General features: G+C 58.8%; 15 protein-coding genes and 1 tRNA gene. 5 read left to right on the forward strand and 11 right to left on the reverse strand.

The window, feature by feature from the left end; genetic code table 11:
- The first annotated feature begins 68 nt into the window (after nt 1-68).
- Nucleotides 69-1,097 (forward strand): polyprenyl synthetase family protein, encoded by a 1,029-nt coding sequence (locus GbCGDNIH6_RS04615; RefSeq protein ID WP_072564351.1) that lies wholly within the window; start codon nt 69-71, stop codon nt 1,095-1,097.
- 13 nt (nt 1,098-1,110) lie between these two features.
- Here the strand turns inward: GbCGDNIH6_RS04615 and ypfJ are convergent, their stop codons facing one another.
- A complete protein-coding gene (ypfJ, locus tag GbCGDNIH6_RS04620) occupies nt 1,111-1,998 on the reverse strand; it encodes a KPN_02809 family neutral zinc metallopeptidase (protein WP_072564352.1) in 888 nt (295 codons plus the stop codon).
- A gap of 145 nt (nt 1,999-2,143) precedes the next feature.
- A complete protein-coding gene (locus GbCGDNIH6_RS04625; RefSeq protein WP_072563013.1) occupies nt 2,144-2,881 on the reverse strand; it encodes an orotate phosphoribosyltransferase in 738 nt (245 codons plus the stop codon).
- A 214-nt stretch (nt 2,882-3,095) separates the two neighbouring features.
- Here GbCGDNIH6_RS04625 and GbCGDNIH6_RS04630 point away from each other — a divergent pair, with 214 nt between their 5' ends.
- Together GbCGDNIH6_RS04630 and GbCGDNIH6_RS04635 are read left to right on the forward strand one after the other, a co-directional pair.
- Complete coding sequence (locus GbCGDNIH6_RS04630) at nt 3,096-3,335, forward strand: hypothetical protein (protein WP_025286396.1); 240 nt, start codon at nt 3,096-3,098, stop codon at nt 3,333-3,335.
- A gap of 101 nt (nt 3,336-3,436) precedes the next feature.
- Entirely contained in the window at nt 3,437-4,072 is a 636-nt protein-coding gene (locus GbCGDNIH6_RS04635) for a DUF2459 domain-containing protein (protein ID WP_072563014.1), read from the forward strand.
- Nucleotides 4,073-4,406: 334 nt separating this feature from the next.
- On the opposite strand, the gene GbCGDNIH6_RS04640 is transcribed toward GbCGDNIH6_RS04635, so the two are convergent.
- The 7 genes from GbCGDNIH6_RS04640 to GbCGDNIH6_RS04670 all read right to left on the reverse strand — a co-directional run bounded on the left by GbCGDNIH6_RS04640 (nt 4,407) and on the right by GbCGDNIH6_RS04670 (nt 13,163).
- Nucleotides 4,407-5,711 carry a citrate synthase gene (locus GbCGDNIH6_RS04640; RefSeq protein ID WP_072563015.1) on the reverse strand — a complete coding sequence of 435 codons (1,305 nt, stop codon included), beginning with the start codon at nt 5,709-5,711 and terminating at the stop codon, nt 4,407-4,409.
- 173 nt (nt 5,712-5,884) lie between these two features.
- Nucleotides 5,885-6,487: a thermonuclease family protein gene (locus GbCGDNIH6_RS04645; RefSeq protein ID WP_072563016.1), complete on the reverse strand. Its 603-nt coding sequence runs from the start codon at nt 6,485-6,487 to the stop codon at nt 5,885-5,887.
- A 215-nt stretch (nt 6,488-6,702) separates the two neighbouring features.
- A complete protein-coding gene (locus tag GbCGDNIH6_RS04650) occupies nt 6,703-8,334 on the reverse strand; it encodes a CHAD domain-containing protein (RefSeq protein ID WP_072563017.1) in 1,632 nt (543 codons plus the stop codon).
- A complete protein-coding gene (locus GbCGDNIH6_RS04655; protein ID WP_072563018.1) occupies nt 8,327-8,860 on the reverse strand; it encodes a SixA phosphatase family protein in 534 nt (177 codons plus the stop codon). The genes GbCGDNIH6_RS04650 and GbCGDNIH6_RS04655 overlap by 8 nt, the downstream gene beginning before the upstream one ends.
- A gap of 155 nt (nt 8,861-9,015) precedes the next feature.
- Nucleotides 9,016-9,768, reverse strand: a complete 753-nt coding sequence (locus tag GbCGDNIH6_RS04660; protein ID WP_232449976.1) for a metallophosphoesterase — start codon at nt 9,766-9,768, stop codon at nt 9,016-9,018.
- Nucleotides 9,769-9,870: 102 nt separating this feature from the next.
- Nucleotides 9,871-10,605 carry a ligase-associated DNA damage response endonuclease PdeM gene (gene pdeM / locus GbCGDNIH6_RS04665; protein ID WP_081369969.1) on the reverse strand — a complete coding sequence of 245 codons (735 nt, stop codon included), beginning with the start codon at nt 10,603-10,605 and terminating at the stop codon, nt 9,871-9,873.
- A 2-nt stretch (nt 10,606-10,607) separates the two neighbouring features.
- Nucleotides 10,608-13,163, reverse strand: coding sequence for a ligase-associated DNA damage response DEXH box helicase (locus GbCGDNIH6_RS04670; RefSeq protein WP_232449978.1), 2,556 nt, complete (start codon nt 13,161-13,163; stop codon nt 10,608-10,610).
- Nucleotides 13,164-13,335: 172 nt separating this feature from the next.
- Between GbCGDNIH6_RS04670 and GbCGDNIH6_RS04675 the strand changes: the two genes are divergently transcribed.
- Nucleotides 13,336-14,433, forward strand: a complete 1,098-nt coding sequence (locus GbCGDNIH6_RS04675; RefSeq protein WP_072563020.1) for a ligase-associated DNA damage response exonuclease — start codon at nt 13,336-13,338, stop codon at nt 14,431-14,433.
- Nucleotides 14,430-16,025, forward strand: a complete 1,596-nt coding sequence (locus GbCGDNIH6_RS04680; RefSeq protein ID WP_072563021.1) for a cisplatin damage response ATP-dependent DNA ligase — start codon at nt 14,430-14,432, stop codon at nt 16,023-16,025. Before GbCGDNIH6_RS04675 ends, GbCGDNIH6_RS04680 begins: the two co-directional genes overlap by 4 nt.
- Before the next feature lie 286 nt (nt 16,026-16,311).
- Here the strand turns inward: GbCGDNIH6_RS04680 and GbCGDNIH6_RS04685 are convergent, their stop codons facing one another.
- Complete coding sequence (locus tag GbCGDNIH6_RS04685; RefSeq protein WP_072563022.1) at nt 16,312-17,205, reverse strand: N-formylglutamate amidohydrolase; 894 nt, start codon at nt 17,203-17,205, stop codon at nt 16,312-16,314.
- Between the two features lie 167 nt (nt 17,206-17,372).
- Nucleotides 17,373-17,447, reverse strand: a tRNA-Val gene (locus GbCGDNIH6_RS04690).
- Nucleotides 17,448-17,453: the final 6 nt, after the last annotated feature.

Consider the following 17,453-nt stretch of genomic DNA (forward strand, 5'->3'; position numbering starts at 1 on the left):
TCAGATTACCGCTTTATCAAGTCCAGGAGACAGCTTTGGGCGTCGTCGCCAGTTCACCGGATACAGATATGATCCTGCCACCGCCTGATGCAGAAGGGGTAGAAGGTGCCTTGTCGGGCCTGATCGCACTGGTGCAGGACGACCTGACCCTGTGCAATCAGGCTATTATTGATCGTATGGACAGCCAGGTGCCGCTGATCCCGCAACTGGCGGCCCATATCGTAGCAGCAGGGGGAAAACGTCTTCGGCCTCTGTTGACGCTGGCCAGTGCCAGACTTTGTGGATTTGATACCGCCTTGGCTGGTGGGGTGCCGCGGCATGTCCATCTGGCAGCCTGCGTGGAGTTCATCCATACCGCGACGCTTCTGCATGATGATGTTGTCGATGAAAGCCGCATGCGGCGCGGTATGGCCAGCGCCAATGCGGTTTTCGGCAATAATGCCTCCGTGCTGGTAGGCGATTTCCTCTTCGCGCGGGCGTTTCAGCTGATGGTGGAGGACGGGTCGCTTCAGGTTCTGGCGATCCTTTCCAAGGCTGCTGCAACCATTGCCGAGGGCGAAGTCCTCCAGCTCGCCACGCAGAATGATCTGGAGACGCCGGAATCACGCTATCTGGAAGTGATCGAGGGCAAGACGGCTTCCCTTTTCGCCGCAGCCTGCCAGGTCGGAGCCGTGGTCGCCGGGCGGCCGACCGAAGAGGAGCATGCGCTGTATGATTACGGTATGAGCCTGGGAATTGCGTTCCAGTTGACGGACGATGCGCTCGATTATGCGGCGGATCAGCGTAAACTGGGCAAGACCGTTGGTGACGATTTCCGTGAGGGCAAGATCACACTGCCAGTACTCGCTGCTTTCCATGCGGGTGATGCGGAGGAAAAGCGTTTCTGGCAGCGCACTATTGGCGAGAGCGATCAGACCGAGGATGATCTTGAGGAGGCTTTGCGCCTTATCGCCAGACATGACACTATTGGCCTTACCCTCGAACGGGCCAGGATAATGGCGGAGAAAGCCAAGCGGGCACTGGATATTTTCCCTGATACCCCGCTCCGTCGCAGCCTATGCGCGGTGGCCGATTACACGGTCTGGCGTGCGCGGTAAAACTCCGACGGTTTCAGGGAGCTGGACTGGTGAAGGTGTTGCAGGCTTCCACCTCGCCTGTTTGTAGCCCTTTGCGAAACCAGGCTACCCGCTGGGCCGAGCTTCCATGCGTGAAAGAATCCGGCACGACATAGCCGCGTGCACGCTTTTGCAGCCGGTCATCGCCGATCGCGTCGGCGGCGTTCAGGCCCTGTTCGATATCGCCTTTTTCCAGGATCGCCCGAGCATCGTTGGCCTGCTTTGCCCAGACCCCGGCGAAGCAGTCAGCCTGTAATTCCAGCCGCACAGACAGCGCATTGGCCGTGCCTTGATCGGCTTCTTCTCGCTGGCGGGTGATTTTGCCCAGAATGCCGAGCTGGTTTTGCACATGATGCCCGACCTCGTGTGCGATGACGTAGGCACGGGCGAAATCTCCCCCTGCGCCTAGCCGCTCCTGCAATTCACGGAAGAAGGATGTGTCGAGGTAAACTTTTTGGTCAACCGGGCAATAAAATGGTCCCATGGCCGACTGTGCCGTGCCGCAGGCCGAGCGTGTTGCACCATCAAACAGCACCAGAATCGGTGGCTGATAGGTTTTTCCGTGTGCCTTGAAAACGGTGCTCCACACATCCTCTGTTGAGGCCAGTATGCGACTGACAAACCGACGCTGTGGATCCGATCCGGATGGATCGCTCTGTGTTTGCTGCGCCGGGGAAAGGGGGGAGGGAACGGGCGATGAAACCGGGCCACCATTTCCCGTCAGGCTGAGCAGAAGACGAGGATCAATCCCGAAATAAAGGCCAATCAGCAGAATGGCGATAGTACCGAGACCACCAACCTTGATCCCGCCTGGAATAGAGGCGCGGCCATCACCTCGATCATCCTGAATATTGTTACTTTCACGCTGATCATCGAGTCGCATACCGATCCCCTTTTGCAAGGGCAGGATGGTGTCTCGATACGATTCTGTCCTGCCACGATGCCGTGCTCAAGAAGACGTTTGCGGCATCAGGCAGGTTGCATAATCAGCCATGCCTGATGCCGTTTCGGATTCAGGCCTTGAGAATTTAACCCTTTTGGACGGAGGCAGCTTTGCGGGCAGCGGCTTCCTCGGCGCTGGCAACACCGCCATGGGCGGCGGACCAGCCCATCGGATCGTCTAGAAAGCGCCGCACGCCAGCCAGTACATCGCTGCTGAAATAGCTTCTATCCTTGCAGGCTTCCAGCACATCCCACCAAGTGCAGAGGTGATGCAGCGTCAGATCCATGGCCGACAGGGTTTCAAAACTGCCGGGGAAGACACCGTAGAAAAACACCACGAATGCATGGTTGCACAGCGCTCCGGCATCACGCAGCGCGCGGGCGAACTGGATCTTGGAACCGCCATCGGTGGTCAGATCCTCGACCAGCAGAGTGTTCAGCCCTTCCGGAGTATCGCCCTCGATCAGAGCGTTACGGCCAAAGCCTTTCGGCTTCTTGCGGACATAGGCCATCGGCAGGTTCATGCCATCCGCGATCCAGGCGGCAAAAGGAATACCCGCCGTCTCGCCACCTGCTACGGCCTGAATGGTCTCATAGCCGATATGGCGGCTGAGCTTTTCAATGGCGAGCTGGGTGATTTTCTGCCGCGCCCGGGGGAAATAGATAATCCGGCGACAGTCGATATAGACGGGGGATTTCCAGCCGGATGTCAGCGTATAAGGTTCATCCGGGCGGAAATTGACGGCCTTGATCTCAAGCAGCAGACGCGCAGTGGTCAGGGCAGCGTCACGATCCCATTCACTGGTCAGATGCGACGCGGTCATGTGTTCTCGTCCTTGCCGTTATCATGTGATGCTGCATGCTGTTAGCGTCTGATGATTGCTCCGTCCATGCTCATACCGCCATGTCTGGTCGAAACGCCTGGCGAATTCAGGAGAGCACGGGAAAAACCCGCGCTGTTTGCTTGCGCCGGGGAGGGTAGCAGGATAGAATGAACCTCATTGCGAATGACTCGCAACGACTTCGGGAAATGTGGCCTTGAACAACGACGTCAGCAACATCACACGCCGGTGTGAACGCGCGGTCATTACCGCCTATCGTGAACTGCGTGCATGCGGCAGTGCTGACATGGTAGCATTTCAGGCCTGCACAACGCTCTATCGCATTCATCATCCGGAGGCTCCGCTCAGTGAAGCGCGGCGTCTGGTGGCAGAGTGGATCGATCATCACATCGTGCGCAGTGCCAATGGCCCCACGCCGGGTTGCGAGTGCGATTAAGGGATCGGTGGTATCGGCCTCTTTATACCGCTCTGTTCTGTGTTCCGCTGCTGGTCGCCTGTGGTTCCCGGCTGACTCCCGAGCGTGACCTGACATGTCGTATGACGGTCGATACCGGCTTTCTCTATGTTATCGATAATGGCTGGCACACTGCGATCGGTTTCGATTCTGTTGACCTGACGGGTGGCCTTGCCGCTTTCAAAACCATCTTCCCCCATGCAAGGGCAGTGGTGTTCGGATATGGCAAGCGAACTTTCATGACGGCCCGGCCGCAGACCATATCCGAATATATTATGGGACCAGTGCCGGGCCCGGCGGTGATCGAGGCAGTCGGTTTGACTGTCTCACCGGAGCTTGCTTACGGTCAGGAGCATGTCAGCCGGTTACGGCTACCCCGTCAGGATATACAAGCTGCGGTCTCATGGGTGGCGAACGATCTGGCTGACGATCCGCAAGGTCAGCCGAGGCTGGTCGGCTTCGAGGACGGGAAACGCGGTGCATTTTATGTGGCCCGTGACCGGTATTCGATGCTCCATACATGCAATCGCTGGTCGGCGGACCTGCTGCACAGGGCGGGAGTGCCGTTGGAACCGGCCGGCGTCGTATTGAGCGGGCAACTGATCAGGCGCCTGAATCAAGCGGCGATCCAGTGCCCATCCGATCAGCTCCCGGCAGTGATCATCAGCAGGGCGGCAGACGACCATCAGAGCATACTGCACTCTGCCCCGCCGGAATAATGATGATGCGTTCATTACGGGGCGGGGATCCCCCGCCACTGCTCGAACTGCAAGCGGCCAGCGTGGTCACGATCAGAAAAGCACCGGCTGTCCAGACAACGCGCATAGTGAATTCCTTACGGTCAAAAAACTGAAGTGCCAATACAGCCCTGTCCCCTCCTGACATACTTTGTCGGGCGGTTCAGGTCAGTATAGGGACATGGTTTTTGGACGAAATAATTCACTTTGTCACAAAGATGGCATCAGAAAGATGAAAAGCGCCGGTTGCCCGGCGCTTTTGCTTGCATCCTCATGAAAAGACCGGCGGCCATCCAATCCAAGGCCGCCACCCTGATCAGCGTCGATCGGCCGACACGTAATCGCGCGGCCCATAGCCGGTGTAGATCTGCCGGGGACGCCCGATACGCTGGGCCGGATCCTCAATCAGTTCCTGCCACTGGCTGATCCAGCCGACGGTGCGAGCCACAGCGAACAGCACGGTGAACATGCTGGTTGGGAAGCCCATCGCCTTCAGAATGATCCCTGAATAGAAGTCGACATTCGGATACAGCTTCTTACTGATGAAATATTCATCGCTCAACGCGATCCGCTCCAGCTCGACCGCCATATCCAGCATCGGATCGTCCTTGATGCCGAGTTCAGTCAACACCTCGTGACAGGTCTGCTGCATGATCTTCGCGCGCGGATCGTAATTCTTGTAGACGCGATGGCCGAAGCCCATCAGGCGGACATTACTGTTCTTGTCCTTCACCTTTTCGATGAAGGCCGGAATGTTGGAGACATGACCGATTTCGGCCAGCATCTTCAGCACCGCTTCGTTGGCGCCACCATGGGCCGGACCCCACAGGCTGGCAATACCGGCGGCGATACAGGCAAACGGATTGGCGCCAGTAGAGCCAGCCAGACGCACTGTGGAGGTCGAAGCGTTCTGCTCATGATCGGCATGCAGGATCAGGATACGGTCCATGGCCCGTTCCAGAACCTTATTTCCCTTATAATCCTCGGACGGGCGCCCGTTGATCATGTAGAGGAAGTTTTCCGCATAGCCCATGTCGTAACGCGGATACACGAAAGGATGGCCGATCGAGTATTTATAAGCCCATGCCGCAATGGTCGGCACTTTGGCAATCAGGCGCAGGGCGCAGATATTGCGCTGTTCGGGATTCGTGATGTCCAGGCTGTCGTGATAAAACGCGCTGAGAGCACCGACGACGCCACAGAGCATGGCCATCGGATGCGCATCGCGGCGGAAGCCCTGGAACACGCTGCGCAGTTGTTCATGCAGCATGGTGCGGCGCATGACTTCGGTGCTGAATTCCGTCAGAGCCTCAGGCTTCGGCAGTTCGCCGTTCAGCAGCAGATAGGCCACTTCGAGAAAGGTGGACTTCTCGGCCAACTGATCAATCGGGTAGCCTCGGTGCAGAAGAACGCCTTCATCACCGTCGATGAATGTGATCTTGCTTTCGCAGGCGGCCGTTCCGCCATAGCCTGGATCATAGGTGAAGACACCCAGATCGCCCTGCATCTTCCTGATATCGAAGACAGAAGGGCCAAGCGTGCCGTCGAGCAACGGGTAGGTTGCCGACTTATCCGTGCCGTTCAGCTGGACGGTGACGCTGCGCGTAGGGGAGCCGCTCATTCAAACACCTCATGGCAGAAGCGGCTGGAAACCGCCTGACTCAGATTCTGTGTAACGAATGGGATGAATAGTGCCATTAGAAGCAAGATCATTCCATAGGAGACGTTATTGGAGCAATCTTCGCACTTGCGAAAAAAAACGGCAAGCCCTGCCGGGCAATCTTCAGCGAAAGTTTAAAACTGCGGCCTATACGTGCGCCACAATCCGCGATGGGCTGCCCGTGCCTGCTCCTCATCAGAGGTCAGGCCCAATGTTTTCAGGGGGGCAGAGAGCGTTTCTGCACGTGCTTCCGCATGTGTTTCTGCTCTGGCCCATCCGGCCTGAACCACAGCACGATTAATGACGGTCCCCTGATTTGTTCTCCGGCCTTCTGTCTGGGTTTCACAGATGGCCAGAGAATGGTGGTTGGTATCGTGCCCTAATATTTCACATTCGACTGGACGATTCTTGATGATTTCCGCCAGGGCCTCGGCAGAGGCTGCACCGCAGTCGAAACGGCTTCCATCAGGCGTTCTGCATTGCTGCCCGCGATTGGGAGCGGAAACCCCTGCCAGCCGTATAACTGTATCGGCAACCCGCAATGTCTCTCCATCGACGACGGCTACCTGTGCGGGCGAAGCGGTCAAAGATATATCACGCTGGGTTTCTGTCCCCATTCTGCTGCCTCTGATCTGGTCGAGCACATTCTGAAGCGAGAGAAGGGAAACCGACGGGAGGGATGGCGTAAATACCGCAATACACCCGATCCCGCCCAGTGACAGCATGCTGCCGAGCATAACCCATCGCCGCCACGGTCGGCGTTTATGGGCAATTGAGGAGGTGAAAATGCGTCGTTTGTGTTTCAGGTACATCGGTCGGACCTACGATATCCGAATGCGCAGAGAGGTGCCGCATGATAGGGAATGGCCATTCTCCCGAAAGGGCGGCGTATTAACGCCTATCCTGGTGCCGTTGCCAAGTTCAAGGTCTGGTTGACGCGGAATGAAGTCAGTCAGTTCCAGAACGGCTTTGCAGCATGGAAATGTTTCCAGGCGGCGATAATCTTCTGTCTGGCGCTGGCCCCATGGGCGGCGGAGAAGCCCAGCACGATGCCGCGGGCCTGCGCGCCCTGCACGCCGTCCTTCCCGTCAATTTCCTGCATCAGCCCTGCCGCCACGGCTCCGTCATTGAGGATGCCGAGTTCTTCCTGAAGTTCTGACAGCCGGCGGATCATCCTGCGTCCCTGTTTCTGGGGGAAGCAGGCAGCAAAGAATTCGCAAGCATAGCGCAAACGTTTTGCATGCAGGCGTAATTCATGCAGGGCTGCGGCAGGCAGCTCAGCGATCGGGGCGTTGGCGGGCAGTTTTTTCAGGCGTTTTTTCAGTACCCCTGCGGCGAAGATTTCGATTGGCTGGTTCAGGCATTCTTCACAATGATGCTGCACTTCGTCATGGAGCGTATGAAGTGCCTGTCGCCATGGCCGCACCTGGCATAGCAGGGCGAGGGATAGCCCCAGCCTGTCGAAACCGGGGGTTTGCAGACTGGCCAGCAAGGTGTGGTAATGCTGTTCTCTCTGTTTGGAGGCCCGCTCCATCAGGCGTTTCAGCGCGGCATGATCAGGGAAGGTGTCCAACAGGGTCTGGCCAGTCTGGCTGATAAATACATCCCAGTCGCGTGCTGGCCCCAGCAGAGTACCGATTGTTTTCAGATGCGCCTTGACGTTATCCAGCTCTGGACAGGCCAGTACGGCGGAGAAAATCGATATGGCTGAACGCAGGCGGCGCAGCGTCACACGGATCTGGTGCACAGGCTCCAGCGCGGCTTTGTCGATTTCGCCTGGTTTCAGCAGGCGGATACGTGGCGCCCAGTAAAGCAATGCCAACGTCAGATGCCCGATAATATGCCGTGCGGCATCTTCGGTGCTGATGCCGGGATCAATCTCCGGTGCGCCAAGGCCGGCGGCGGGGCGGGCCGGCAGTCCACGCCCGTGGGAAACGGCTAGCATGGAAAGCGGTGTTTCCGGAATCCGAAGCCGGGCTTCCTCATTCTCCTGAAGCTCGGATGCCAATGCAGCGATGGCCCTTGCATCGCCCTGGATATGGATGCGGCCAAACGGAAGCGTGTCGGTCAGATTACGGATTGTGCCATCTTCAATGAAGACGGTCAGTTCTTCACTGTCCATCCGTGTCTGATCGCTCAGTACGATACTTCGCTGGCGTCCTTCCACGGAGGCGATCGGCATGACACCGCCCTCGATACCGTACGACGCAAGCAAGGTTTCGATCGGGGCGATCAGAGTCTGCTCATCCAGTTGCGAACCGGGCAGAGAAGGGGGGGTGGCAAGACTTTCCACGCGCCACATTCCCCCATCGACAACCAGAGCCCGATGATCGGCAAAAAAGGCCGCATCCGGTGTGTCGTGATAAATCCGCCGGAAGGAACGCGTTTTCATCCGGCCTTTGCGCTGGCGTGACAGCGGGGTAAGGCGTGGCAGTCGTTCTGCCAGGGCCGGATCAAAGGCCATTGTTATCGTCACCGGGGCATGGCCTGGTTCTATTTCCGGCGCAAGGTCCAGCGTTTCAGCAGCAGCTGTCTCAGCCACGGTATTGATCACGACTGGAGGCAATGCAGATGTGTCAGTCATGTTGGCCCATATCAGGCAGTTCAGAGGGGGTAAGGAAGCGTGTCAGCCGCGCCGTACCGGGCAACAGTCCCCACCAGGGCTGGTCCAGTGCGAATTGTGCCAGCGCGCATGTCGGATAGCCCTCGTTCAGATGCACGCGTGCAGTGCGCTCGTCCCGTGCCGGATTTCCAAGCGTCAGCGCCAGATCATGCATGCCGGGATTATGGCCGATCAACATGACGCAGCCGATCGTTTCCGGCACGCTGTTCAGAACCTGGATCATCTGCTCGGATGAGGCGAGATAGAGCGCATCCATCCGTTCTATACGGGGAGTATGCGACCATGGCTCCAGCGCCTCCAGAGTCTGTATGGTGCGACGGGCGGAGGAAACCAGAATGAGATCCGGCCGCAGATCAAGCGCGTTGATAGCTTTGTGCATGGCTGCAGCGGCACGCTGACCGCGATCATTCAGGGGACGGGCATGGTCCGGAAGTTTGGGGTCGTCCCATGCCGATTTGGCGTGACGGAGGAGGAGGAGCTGGCGCATCGGCTTGCGGATTGATCCCGTTTCGTCGCAGCGCCATCTGGCGCAGGTTGGATATGGCCTTCATGGCGGAGCATGGCCTGTTCCGCCGTATGGTAAAAAGGAATTTTTGCTCTTTTTACCATAAAATACACTCCTGGAAACGACCGGAGAAACAATCAGGAGTCGAGGTCTATCCAGGACAGATGGCCGCCTTTCCCGGCCCCCGTATCCAGAAAAATCGCTGTTCCACCACGTTGCCCATACATCGTCAGAGGCCGGCCATCCGGGCTGCGATTGTCATGCCCGCAGTAAACGATGAGATTTTTCGGAATACGGTCAACCCAGCGCAGACTGCGCTCCGGATAACCATCAGGCTGAAGCTGACCGGTTGGTTCCCCATACAGCGCACGGGCCAGCACGCCATGTACGCGTCCATCCTGAATGGGAACCGGGAAAGGAGGGGCGGTATGCAGCATGTCGGTATGAAAACCGCCATGCAGAAAGATGCGGTTCCCGCTTACAATCCAGGCTGGCGCATGGGCAATCGCATGAATGATCTGCGGGATATGGAGGGTATCGATCTGTGCACAGGTTTCTTCAAGCGTCGGATCAGGCCGGACGGATCGTCCGGCCAGCCGCCTTGCCAGCCTCAGATCGTGGTTACCGAGCAGGAACAGGCCGCGCCCCCGATGAAGCAGGTCGAGCATGATCCGCAGAACTTCGCCGTTTTCAGGTCCGCCATCCGTCAGGTCACCCAACTGGATAATGAAGCGGTCCGTGGTGACGGCATGGGTAAACGCGCGTGCATCGCCATGCACATCGCCGATGACGCGGATCGGAACGCCGGCTGGGGGATGCCGCGGAAAAGCACTGACGGAGTCCAGGGCTGGTGTGTCCGTCACGGTAATAAATTTCTCTCCCATACCCATCCTGCATCGTCGCCAGCGATCTGACAGTATGACGATCCATTAACAGAAACACCATCCCGGCCAGCGGTTGTGCAGCCATTTCGTATCGATCGCGCGTTGATCTCAGCTGTTTCGCATGGGACGGCTGTTTGCAGACTGCGTGGGGGCGGAAGGCATTGAAAAACTGAACAACCGCCCATGGCCGCGCAGAAAAATCCGTCCCCCTTGTGGAAACAGCTGCGCGATCACCGGGGAGGATATGTCCAACCCGCCAGTATAGGTGCCGAAAGCAGGTAACATCAGTCTCTCCGCCGACAACACGAAACAGGGACGGGTCAGCCATGTACCTCTCACCGGCACGCTCGCTTTCGGGTGGTGATGGCCGCAGAATTCCAGGGTTCCGTCCGGCACTGGTGCGGCTTCGTGCCTGAAAATGAACCGTTTCAGGCCATGCTCGGTATGAAAGGTGCCACTTAGTCCCTTGCTGGCCACCGGATCATGATTACCCAGCACCCAACGGAAGGTCGTGGATCGGCTGATCAAATGCAGGCGCGCTGCATCCTGCGGCTGCATGCGTTCCAGACTGTAGCGGTCGTGAAAACTGTCCCCCAGCGCAATGACCTGCGCCGGCCGATAATGCAGAATCAGGTTTTCGAGCGCATCCAGTGTGGCAGCACTGTCCCATGGCGGCAGCAGCGATCCACGGATGGCGGCAGCAGAGCCTTTTTCAAGATGCAGATCGGCCACCATGAGTATCCGCTCGGCAGGCCACCATACCGCGCCTGACGGATCCAGCAGCAATGTTTCCCCACCGGCGGAGATGGAAGCGGGGATGGAGCGGGCTGGAGGAGACTGCATGGTCAGCGACGGGACCGAATATCCGGAGGAGGGACGGCAAACAGATCATCCTGCATGATTTGTCCATCAGACAATGACCTGCTGGAATATCGGGGAGGAGAAATCCTTCTGTTGAGGGCCGTCTCATCGTCCATCATGGCTTCCTCGACCAGCGCTTCAGCCTCCGCCAGCAGCATTTCCTCCGAGCCGGCGGAGAGAACGCTTTCGCGACCGATTTCCAGCAGAACCGGCACCGCAAGCGGAGAAACGCGGGACAGCGCCATATGCCGGATGTGGCCCCGTGCCCGGCGCAGCAGCAGTCCCAGACGGCCAATATCGGTCAGTCCCGATGCGGCATCGGCCCGGGTTGCCCGCAGCAGGATATGATCAGGCTGGTGGCGGCGCAGCACATCATAGATCAGATCTGTATTGATGGTGACCTGACGTCGGCTGCGCTTCAGCCCCGGCTGTTGTCGTTCGATCAGCCCGGACACCACGGCGACATGACGGAAAATACGCCGGAGCATGGAGCTTTCCGCCATCCATGCTTCCAGATCATCCCCCAGTATGTCTTCCTCGAACAGCCGGTCGAGACCGGTGGGCTGCCGTGCGCTCCATGTCGCCATCACGTAATCGGTGGCGACGAAGCCGAGCGGGATCATACCGAGCCGCTCCATCCGCTTCGTCACCAGCATGCCGAGCGTCTGGTGGGCGTTTCGTCCTTCGAAGCAGTACGCCACCATGTACCATCGATCACCCCGCGGAAATGTCTCGATCAGCAGGTCGTCACGGCCGGGCAGGCGGGAGCGGATGCCTTGCATCTCCAGCCATTCCCTGACCGGATCAGGCAGGTGTTGCCATCCCTGTCGATCCTGCAACATTCCGCGGACCCGATTGGCGAGGCTGGTCGTCAGCGGCAATCTCGCCCCGGCATAGGCCGGGACCATCGGATCGCCATCGCCACCTTCCTCGGCCTCCAGCACGGTGTCATGCAGCTGAACGAAGCGCAGCAGCCGACCACCGAACATGAATGTATCACCGGGACGAAGCTGGCTGGCGAAATACTCCTCGACCTCGCCGAGTGTGGTACCGCGCCCTTCCGCACGTTTGCCCCGGTTTCCGCGCAGGCGCACCTTGATCATCGGTGATTGCACGATGGTGCCGATATTCATCCGCCATTGCCGTGCCACACGGTCGGAGCGCACATGCAGAAGGCCTTCGCTGTCCCGAAACAGCCTGTGCCACTGTTCATAATGGGACAGCGTGTACCCACCATTTTCAACGAATCCGAGCGTATCGTCGAAATCCTTGCGGTCGAGCATGCGATAGGGCGCGGCCTGCCGTACTTCCTCGAACATCGTATCCGGGTGAAACGGGGCGGAACATGCCATCCCGAGCAGATGCTGTGCCAGCACATCCAGCCCGCCGGGGCCGGGCGGGTCTCCATCCAGTTCCCGTGCGGAGACCCCCATGATGGCGGCCTCGCATTCCAGTACCTCGAACCTGTTGGCAGGCACCAGAATGGCATTGCTGGCTTCATCCATGCGGTGGCTGGCGCGTCCGACCCGCTGCAACAGGCGGGAGACGCCTTTGGGGGCGCCTACCTGAAGAACCTGATCCACTCCGCCCCAGTCGATGCCGAGATCGAGCGAGGATGTCGCCACCACGGCCCGCAACAGACCGGAGGCCATGGCCTGTTCGACGCGTTCGCGCTGTTCCAGCTCCAGACTGCCATGATGCAGGGCAATGGGGAGCGTTTCCTCATTCAGCCGCCACAATGCCTGAAACAGAAGCTCGGCCTGTGCGCGGGTGTTGACGAACACGATCGTCATGGCGGCCGCTTTGATCCGCTCCAGAATAGCGGGGGCTGCTGCCAGCCCCATATGCCCGGACCATGGCAGCCGGCCGGATGGCAACATCATCTCCAGCCGGGGGGGAGCACCACCCGCTTCCTCGATGACGATTGCATCGCCGCCGATATAATCGCGCAGTGCCTGAGGATGAGCGGCAGTAGCGGACAGACCTGACACGCGCAGGTCTGGAACCAGACGGCGCAGCCGGGCCAGGCAGAGGGCCAGCTGATCGCCTCTTTTAGTGCCGGCCAGCGCATGTACTTCGTCGATGATCACTGTTTGCAGGCCATGGAAAAACGTGGGGGCGTCTTCCAGCGACAGCAGCAGGCTCAGGCTTTCCGGTGTTGTCAGGAGGATATGCGGCGGGCTCTCCCGCTGGCGGGCGCGGCGGCCCGACGGGGTGTCGCCGGTGCGCGTCTCGATCCGGATTGGCAGACCCATTTCCTGGACCGGAGAGGTCAGATTACGGGCGATATCGGTCGCCAGAGCCTTGAGCGGGCTGACATAAAGGGTGTGCAGCCCCTCTGGATGTCCCTTTGGCAGGTCGGCCTGTCTGGCCAGAGTGATCAGGCTGGGCAGAAAACCGGCCAGCGTTTTTCCGCCACCGGTCGGGGCAATCAGCAGGGCGCTGCGATCGGCTTCGGCTGCATCCAGCATGGCGGCCTGATGCCGCCGCAACGTCCAGCCGCGCCGTTCGAACCAGGCGGCAAAACGAGGGGGGAGCATGGTCTGAAGCATGGCGGAAAGAATGGGGCTCTTATGGTCGCAGGATAAGGGGTTAAAATAGAACGCCTTACAGGCACTGAACTTTCCCGGTCATTCTGCGTCATATGGCCCTGCCTTCAGTCTTGCCGGACGTCACGCACAGCCAGGACCGGTCCATGTTCCTGATCTTCTCATGCATCTGAGCGCGCCCCATCCCGAGACATGGCTTCGGCCGCTGCCGCAGGGGCTTTACTGTGAACCGGCTGATCTGTTCATCGACCCGGTGGTGCCGGTGGAGCGTGCCGCCATTACCCATGCCCATGCCGATCATGCTCGCCCTGGGCATGGTGCGGTGCTGGCCACGCCGGAAACACTTGCCATCATGAAAACCCGCATGGGGGTGGAACGTGCGGCCCGCTCTCCGCAGCCACTATCTTATGGGGAAAAGATCACGATCAATGATGTGGGGCTGCGCATGGAACCGGCTGGCCATGTATTGGGCAGTGCACAGATTATGCTGGAATGGCGTGGCAGCCGTGTGGTCATCAGCGGCGACTACAAGCGTGCGCCCGACCCGAGTTGTGCCATTTTTCAGCCGGTTCCCTGCGATGTGTTTGTAACAGAGGCTACGTTTGCCCTGCCGGTCTTCCGCCACCCTCCGGCAGATCAGGAAATAGGCAAGCTTTTCGACAGTCTCGCGGTTTTTCCGGAGCGAACGCATCTGGTCGGCTGCTACGCGTTGGGAAAATGTCAGCGTCTGATCATGCTGCTGCGGCAGGCGGGGTGGGTTGCGCCGATCTATCTTCATGGAGCGTTGATGAATGTCTGCCGGACCTATGAGGCGCTTGGTGTGGGGTTGGGCGATCTCCGCCCCGTGACCTCCGTGCCGAAGGAGGCCCTGCGTGGAGGGATTGTGCTGGCGCCTCCCTCTGCGCTCGCTGATCGCTGGTCGCGCCGTTTGCATGATCCTGTGCCCGTTCTGGCCAGCGGCTGGATGCAGGTCAGGCAACGTGCCCGCGCTAAAGGGGTCGAACTGCCCTTGGTCATCAGCGATCATGCCGACTGGGACGCCTTGCTGGCCACAATCCGCGATGTGCAGGCCCCTGAAATCTGGGTAACCCACGGGCGGGAAGAAGCCCTGATCCATGCCGCCGGGTTGATGGGGGTGACGGGCCGCGCCCTGCGTCTCATCGGCTATGGTGAGGAAGATGACGATACCGCGGTGGCGGGGGGCGGGATAACAAACGGGGAGACGACAGAGGCGATTACAACGGGCGGAGAGTCCGTATGATCGCTTTCGCAGCCCTGCTGGAGCGTCTGATCTATACGCCGTCACGCAATGCCAGGCTGGCTCTCCTGCAACGTTTTTTCGAAACCGAACCTGATCCCGATCGCGGATACGGGTTGGCGGCGCTGACTGGAAATCTGTCTTTTGCCACGGCAAAGCCGGGCCTGATTCGCGCATTGGCAGGGCAGCGTGTCGATACCGAATTATTTGCCCTGTCGTATGATTACGTCGGCGATCTGGCCGAAACGACGTCCCTGATCTGGCCGGTCTCTGTTGACACTATTCCGGCTGCCCCTCCCGGATTGGCAGAGGTCGTGACGACCCTTCAGAGCACCACCAAAATCGATCTGCCACGGATAATATCCGCATGGCTGGATTCGTCGAATGAATCGGTACGGTTCGCGATTCTCAAGCTGGTGACTGGCAATCTGCGGGTCGGTGTTTCTGCAAGGTTGGCCAAGGTTGCGTTGGCCGGGCTGTCACAGGGAAGGATCCAGCCGGATGAAATAGAGGAGGTATGGCATGGTCTGACGCCCCCCTATCTGACGCTGTTTGCATGGATCGAGGGGCATGGTCCCAGACCGGACCCTGCTGGCGCACCTGTGTTCCGTCCTCCCATGCTGGCGCATCCGCTGGAGCAGCCTGATCTGGAGACTCTTTCCCTCTCTGAATACCGGGTGGAGTGGAAATGGGACGGCATCCGGGTGCAGATCGTCTCCGTGCCGGGGGGAAAGCGCATTTTCTCCCGCACGGGCGATGATATCTCCGCTTCCTTTCCGGATGTGCTGGAGACCATGAATTTCGACGGCGTGCTGGATGGGGAATTGCTGGTTACACGGGAAGGGGAGGTGGCTCCGTTCGCTGATCTTCAGCAGCGACTCAACCGCAAATCTCCTGGCCCGGCTTCGTTGAAGCAGCATCCGGCCCATGTCAGGCTCTATGATATTCTGTTCGACGAACAGGAGCGTGATCTGCGGGGCCTGTCCTTCGATGAGCGCAGGCAGCATCTCGAGCGCTGGTTTGCCGTTGCGGCCCCGCTCCGCATGGATCTGTCCGGCCTGATCACGGTGGAGAATGCAGAGGCCCTCATTGCCTTGCGGGAGGGCGCGCGTGCGGCTTCGATCGAAGGGCTGATGCTCAAGCGTGGTGACAGTCCCTATGTGCCTGGACGGCCCAAAGGCTTGTGGTGGAAGTGGAAACGCAATCCGCTGACGGTTGATGCGGTGATCATGTATGCCCAGCGTGGCCATGGCAGGCGCAGCAGTTTCTATTCCGATTACACGTTCGGCTTATGGCGCGATGATGGTAGTGGGCATGAGGAACTGGTGCCTGTCGGCAAGGCCTATCACGGCTTTACGGATCAGGAGCTGATCGTGCTGGATCGCTGGGTACGCAATCACACCATTGCCCGGTTCGGCCCGGTGCGGGAGGTTGAAAAATCTTTCGTGCTGGAAATCGCTTTTGATGCGGTGCAAAGGTCGGCCCGCCACAAAAGCGGTATTGCCATGCGCTTCCCCAGAATAGCGCGCCTGCGGACCGATAAACCGGCGGCAGAGGCTGACCGGCTGGAGACCCTGGAGCGCATGCTTACCTGAAGAGAGCGAACCGCCTCCGCAATGGAAAAACCTCTGCAGGCATGAATTCGTAAAAGTTCTTATCGGCCGATTATAATCAGGGATCGGATTGTGCGGAAATTAAGGCAGGTTCTGTGATTTTGGAGATGCTGCACTGCAAAAAAATGCTTGTGTGAATTGGATAAAGGCCGTATCTACACTCATGTAGCGTAGCGTTATGGCGCAGCGCTGCTTTTCTTGGACGTTTCCTCCCTAAACTTGGCGGCGCCTGCGTGGCGCCGCCAATTTTTTTGCCTTGATTGCTTATTCAGGCGGTGCGGGAGAGAAGAGCGGCGGTGGCACCCAGCCCGCTCATCAAGGATGTCATTGCCTGACGAATGAATGAAAAATGAGCGTTCTTCAGATAACGCTCTTCATCCATATACAGGGCTCGGGCAATTTCGATTTGCAGGACATGCACGGCCTTTCCCGGACGCCCGTAATGCTGTGTGACGTAACCCCCTGCATAAGGGTTATTCCGTCGCACGGCATAACCAAGACGCTGGAGAGTGGCTTCCGCAGCCATGGTGATGGTATTGGCGCAGGAGGTTCCGTGCAAATCACCTAACACCATGTCAGCATCGTTCTGACGGCGAGGTAGTCGGTTACCACTTAATCCGACGGCAGAGGGCATGGAATGACAATCGACCAGCAGACAGATACCGAACTGGCTGTGTGTTTCCTCAATCAGTTGTGACAGCGCGGCATGATATGGCTGCCAGCAATCATGGACTCTGGCTGCGGCTTCTGAAAACAGCAGCTTACGGCGATAGATCGGCTCACCCGAAGCAACGATCCGGGCCAGCGTACCGAGACCGGCCTCAACCCTGGCACTGCCGGTATTGACCCAGTCAGGCAGGGCTTCTTCAAACATGGTCGGGTCCAGTTCCCACGCTTCACGATTGGGATCGCACCAGGCGCGGGGAAAATGGGCGCGCAGGATCGGGGCTCCTAATTCGGGAGCGGCGTCGAAAAGTTCATCGACAAAACAATCTTCGCTTTTGCGCAGGGTATCGTAATCAAGGCGAGAAATGGACAGAAAATCAGGGCTGTAGAGATTGCCGGAATGACCGGAAGCAATAACCATCGGCACCGTCTGGCATGCCGGCCGGACGATGCTGAGGGGACCTTCCTGGCTGACATCCAGTACCCGATAATCCATACTCTCGATTACGTCCTGATGACAGTACGTGCAATCATAGCTTGCGCATGACGGGTTTCCGCAAAAGCACGTGGGAGGGGGGGGGACGGACACATTGTGACGCACAGATAATGCGTTAGGGTGCTTTACCGGGGTAAATGGAAATCATTGATTTTGAAAAAACAGGATGGTGGGCGCGACAGGGATTGAACCTGTGACCCCCGCCATGTCAAGGCGATGCTCTACCGCTGAGCTACGCGCCCATCCTG

It is taken from the genome of Granulibacter bethesdensis (assembly GCF_001889525.1).
GTDB lineage: Bacteria > Pseudomonadota > Alphaproteobacteria > Acetobacterales > Acetobacteraceae > Granulibacter > Granulibacter bethesdensis_C.

Bases quoted from the DNA above. Each gene is read 5' to 3' on its own strand.
- pdeM (WP_081369969.1), bottom strand. From the start codon at position 10,605: ATGCAGTCTCCTCCAGCCCGCTCCATCCCCGCTTCCATCTCCGCCGGT.
- GbCGDNIH6_RS04670 (WP_232449978.1), bottom strand. From the start codon at position 13,163: ATGCTCCCCCCTCGTTTTGCCGCCTGGTTCGAACGGCGCGGCTGGACG.
- GbCGDNIH6_RS04625 (WP_072563013.1), bottom strand. From the start codon at position 2,881: ATGACCGCGTCGCATCTGACCAGTGAATGGGATCGTGACGCTGCCCTG.
- GbCGDNIH6_RS04650 (WP_072563017.1), bottom strand. From the start codon at position 8,334: ATGACTGACACATCTGCATTGCCTCCAGTCGTGATCAATACCGTGGCT.
- GbCGDNIH6_RS04660 (WP_232449976.1), bottom strand. From the start codon at position 9,768: ATGGGTATGGGAGAGAAATTTATTACCGTGACGGACACACCAGCCCTG.
- GbCGDNIH6_RS04680 (WP_072563021.1), top strand. From the start codon at position 14,430: ATGATCGCTTTCGCAGCCCTGCTGGAGCGTCTGATCTATACGCCGTCA.
- GbCGDNIH6_RS04685 (WP_072563022.1), bottom strand. From the start codon at position 17,205: ATGGATTATCGGGTACTGGATGTCAGCCAGGAAGGTCCCCTCAGCATC.
- GbCGDNIH6_RS04635 (WP_072563014.1), top strand. From the start codon at position 3,437: ATGACGGTCGATACCGGCTTTCTCTATGTTATCGATAATGGCTGGCAC.
- GbCGDNIH6_RS04640 (WP_072563015.1), bottom strand. From the start codon at position 5,711: ATGAGCGGCTCCCCTACGCGCAGCGTCACCGTCCAGCTGAACGGCACG.
- GbCGDNIH6_RS04615 (WP_072564351.1), top strand. From the start codon at position 69: ATGATCCTGCCACCGCCTGATGCAGAAGGGGTAGAAGGTGCCTTGTCG.
- GbCGDNIH6_RS04675 (WP_072563020.1), top strand. From the start codon at position 13,336: ATGCATCTGAGCGCGCCCCATCCCGAGACATGGCTTCGGCCGCTGCCG.
- GbCGDNIH6_RS04645 (WP_072563016.1), bottom strand. From the start codon at position 6,487: ATGCTCGGCAGCATGCTGTCACTGGGCGGGATCGGGTGTATTGCGGTA.
- GbCGDNIH6_RS04655 (WP_072563018.1), bottom strand. From the start codon at position 8,860: ATGCGCCAGCTCCTCCTCCTCCGTCACGCCAAATCGGCATGGGACGAC.
- ypfJ (WP_072564352.1), bottom strand. From the start codon at position 1,998: ATGCGACTCGATGATCAGCGTGAAAGTAACAATATTCAGGATGATCGA.